Source organism: Acetobacter tropicalis, assembly GCF_001580915.1.
GTDB classification, from domain to species: Bacteria; Pseudomonadota; Alphaproteobacteria; order Acetobacterales; family Acetobacteraceae; genus Acetobacter; species Acetobacter tropicalis.
On record NZ_LHZQ01000106.1, the window covers coordinates 1 to 3,524 of the forward strand.

Sequence of the window (3,524 nt, forward strand, 5' to 3'; positions counted from 1 at the left end):
GACCCGAAATTGCCTCAAGTGTGAGAAATCCGCGTCGACGACACGCTGCCGTTTGGCCGCTCGCTGGAAGGCCATGTGCTGCTGCTCGGTGATCTCCTCGAAGATTTTGGAGAGACGCTTCAGGATGTAATACCAACCATTGTTTGGGCTGACTCACGGGGTACCCATCGGGTCAAAAATGTGATTCACAGGATGCTGAGTATTCTCAGAAGGAGGCATTCTGTATGGGCAGCCCTCTGTCCCTGCGTGACGATCATGATAGTTCGGAGTTGCGGCACCTTGCGCGCAGAAGCCGGCATGCGGGTCAGTCGCGTCGCCTGCTGGCGCTTGCGGCGATTTATGATGGCGCCTCGCGCGGCGAGGCGGCCCTTCTTGCCGGGACAGACCGTCAGAGTATCCGTGACTGGGTGCTGCGTTTCAATGCGGATGGCCCGGATGGCCTTGTGGATCGTCATGGCGGGGGACAGAAAGCCCGCCTGACACCACAGATGCTGTCTGCCCTGAAAACCCGGCTCGAAGAAGGGCCAATTCCTGCGGTGCATGGTGTTGTCCGCTGGAGACTGTGCGATCTCTGCGCCTGGCTACATGAGACCTGGGGCGTCACCCTGTCGGAAACCCGTCTGGGTCAGATCATACGTCGTGAGGGGTTTCGTCTGCTGACAGCCCGGCCACGGCACTACCGCCAGGATACAGAAGCGCAGGACATTTTTAAAAAGAGTTCCCCGGTGTCATGGCGGCAATCAGGGCCAGACATCCGGGAAAAGACATCGAAATCTGGTGGTCTGATGAGGCGCGGATCGGCCAGAAAACGAAGCTGACGCGGCGGTGGGCGAAACGGGGCACCCGGCCCCGGGCTGTAGCTGACCTGCGCACCAGATCCGCGTGGATTTTCGGGGCTATCTGTCCTGAAAAGGGAACGGCAGCAGGCCTCGTGCTCCCTGTCTGCAACCTGCACGGCATGCAGCTCCATCTCGCGGAGATTTCACGCACGGTCGCGCAGGGCGCTCACGCCGTCCTCATAGTGGATCAGGCGGCCTGGCACACCAGTCAGAAACTGAATGTGCCTGAAAATATCACCATTCTCCCACTGCCTCCCCGGGCTCCTGAACTGAACCCAGTGGAAAATCTCTGGCAGTTCATGCGCAATACATGGCTGTCAAACAGGATATTCAGAACCTATGACGATATCATCGATATCGCCTGCCATGCCTGGAACCAGCTCGTCGATCAACCTTGGCGCATCATGTCAATCGGACTGCGCAATTGGGCTCATGGGTTATAGCAATCAACGGTTGGTATAATGGACAGCGCCGCTTCGGCGTGAGTGCCGGGTCTCTGCTCTGTATCTTTCTGGTCGTTAGACCATCCTCCTCAAACCCCAATCATCACTCTGCCATCGGACAGGAACCGTTCTGTCCGATGGCTCTGCTCAGGATTTTCACCATGCGTTCTCAGATTACACGCTACCAGACAGGCCGACACTGCGTATCCCGCGCCATCCGCCGTCTTCGGCACACCCGTCGTCTCTCGCCGTGGGATGCAACAGACGAGGACCTCCAGTTCATGGCAGCACTCACCGAACGGCTGGGCGCACCGCCGGTCTCGAACATGATGCGTTATTGCGGCCCCGAGGCCCGGCATCTGGACCAGCTGGGTGAAAGCCTCGGTGACTGGCGGCGAATGCTGGAGGCGCTCGCCCGGCGTTATCCGGATCTGCCACGATCGGGACAGCGGGCGTCCGATGGCACGACACTGGATTCCGCGCCCGAGCGGATTGTCTGGGAGACCCTTGTGCAGATGGTTCCCGATGAACTGGAGTTGTGCTGCCATCCCTGGCTGGAAGAAGGGCGGTATCTGCGCAGCGATTTCGGTCTCTGCGCACCTGATGAGGAGACTCCTCTGGTCTGCATTGAGGTGATGGGCATGCTGGGCTCCGACCGGATCTGCCGGGCGGATGTCGAGGAAGCCTCTCTGGACCGTCTGGCGAAGAAGCAGGACTGGTTCAGTCAGCCGGGCCGACCGCTGCTCCGCGTGATCTGGCTCGACATGATGGCGCATCCGGACTGGCTGGAGGCCATCTGCTCAGAAGCCATCGAAGCGGCTGTCGCGCAGCTTGTCTGCAATGGGGAGGAACGTCGCACATCGGTGCCGGATCATAGTGCACGATATGGGAAGCAACGTTCTCTTTCTGTTTCACGCTGGCGAGCGCGTGAGTAATGTGTGCCTGACGGAATGAACCGCGCCAGCTTTCCACATGGAAGGCTGGCTCCGTCCTGTTCAGTCGTTTTTGTCATCCAGTGACGGCAGCAGTTCAGGCTCTCTCCCGTCCTGCTGTCTGTCCGCCTCCAGTGCCTTCTCGATCCGGGTTGCACGCCACAACAGGACGGGCGCGGCAAGGAGAAACAGAATGCCGGAACCGGGCGTAAAATAGAGATGGAAGGTCGAGAACGCAAAAAAGAAGCTGCTTGTCTCTGTCTGCGATGATTGCAGAAAAACGTAGATCTTGACCAGACAGAACAGCGTCATGCCCCATAACGCACGATCACAGTAAAGACGGGGGATATTGAAGGACGCGCGTTTCCGGCTCAGCCACGATGCGCCAAAACAGGCGATGGTCAGCCAGAGTATGATGCCCAGAATATGAAACCCGCTGAAACCGGCTTGCTGAACCGACGTCATGCCGCGTTCGACATGGCGGTAAGCACAGGACAGAAACCCCGCCAGAACGGTGCAGCCCATCGCAGCCAGGACAAGTTCATCCGGCGTGTTCCAGAACAGACCCAACCGGGCCCTGATCCCTTCAAAATCGATGTCATTCCTGTTCATGGCGGGTTCTTTTTATTCCGTCCGTTGCGTGCAGTTCAGTATTTCACGACGGCGTCACAGTCCCTGACGGTTTTGTTCACAGCGACTGTTTGTTCTGAGATCGTGTGATCCTTTTCATTGATCCGGAACAGCACGCGGTTGCCGTCCTGCGGAGCCGTCGGATCTTTCGGGTTTTCCTCGTTGTTACTGTAAAAATAGCCGTGTTTTGTGGAATGATGGCTTTCCGGCGCGCCTGTGCTGTCAAACGTCAGGGCATAGGTGGTGCAGCGCAGAGGCACATTTCCGGAGTTCACGTCATTCGCAGCCTGATCGCACGCGCTGTTGTAAGGCACGAACGCGACGACGGTGCGGGCGTCCGATGTCCTGAAAACCTGATAAAGCATCGGAGTGTAGTCAAAACTCCCCAGCGCGCCCTTTATCCCGGCACTGCGGAGTTTCCGGATAAGGTCATAGGGTGGCACGCCGTTCTGGTGGTCATTGGCGCTGCTGTTGGGGAAATTCCCCTGCGCCGCCTGTTTCCAGTCACCGTTGCCGGCCGGATCGTTGAGCGCCAGAAGCGGCGATGACATGTCGGCTGGACTCATGGAGGCCGCTGAGGCCAGAGCCGGTGCTGTGGTCATCGCAAGGGCCAGAGAAATGGCCGAAAGACGTTTGCTGGTCAGGTAATCCCCCCATAAAAAGAGTGACTTTTGAATGAG

4 protein-coding genes are annotated in these 3,524 nt (G+C 58.3%); 2 read left to right on the forward strand and 2 right to left on the reverse strand.

From position 1 onward, the window contains the following. Positions 1 to 224: 224 nt before the first annotated feature. A protein-coding gene (locus AD944_RS16035) for an IS630 family transposase (RefSeq protein WP_211263318.1) occupies positions 225 to 1,282 on the forward strand; the annotation gives its coding sequence in 2 pieces (ribosomal slippage) (positions 225 to 717 and positions 717 to 1,282; 1,059 coding nt in all). A gap of 161 nt (positions 1,283 to 1,443) precedes the next feature. Beyond that, a complete protein-coding gene (locus AD944_RS00950) occupies positions 1,444 to 2,217 on the forward strand; it encodes a hypothetical protein (protein WP_248845797.1) in 774 nt (257 codons plus the stop codon). A 60-nt stretch (positions 2,218 to 2,277) separates the two neighbouring features. On the opposite strand, the gene AD944_RS00955 is transcribed toward AD944_RS00950, so the two are convergent. Further along, positions 2,278 to 2,826 (reverse strand): hypothetical protein, encoded by a 549-nt coding sequence (locus tag AD944_RS00955; RefSeq protein WP_045541374.1) that lies wholly within the window; start codon positions 2,824 to 2,826, stop codon positions 2,278 to 2,280. Positions 2,827 to 2,861: 35 nt separating this feature from the next. Then, positions 2,862 to 3,524 (reverse strand): hypothetical protein (locus AD944_RS16950; protein ID WP_169796349.1); only part of this gene is annotated, 663 nt, incomplete at its 5' end.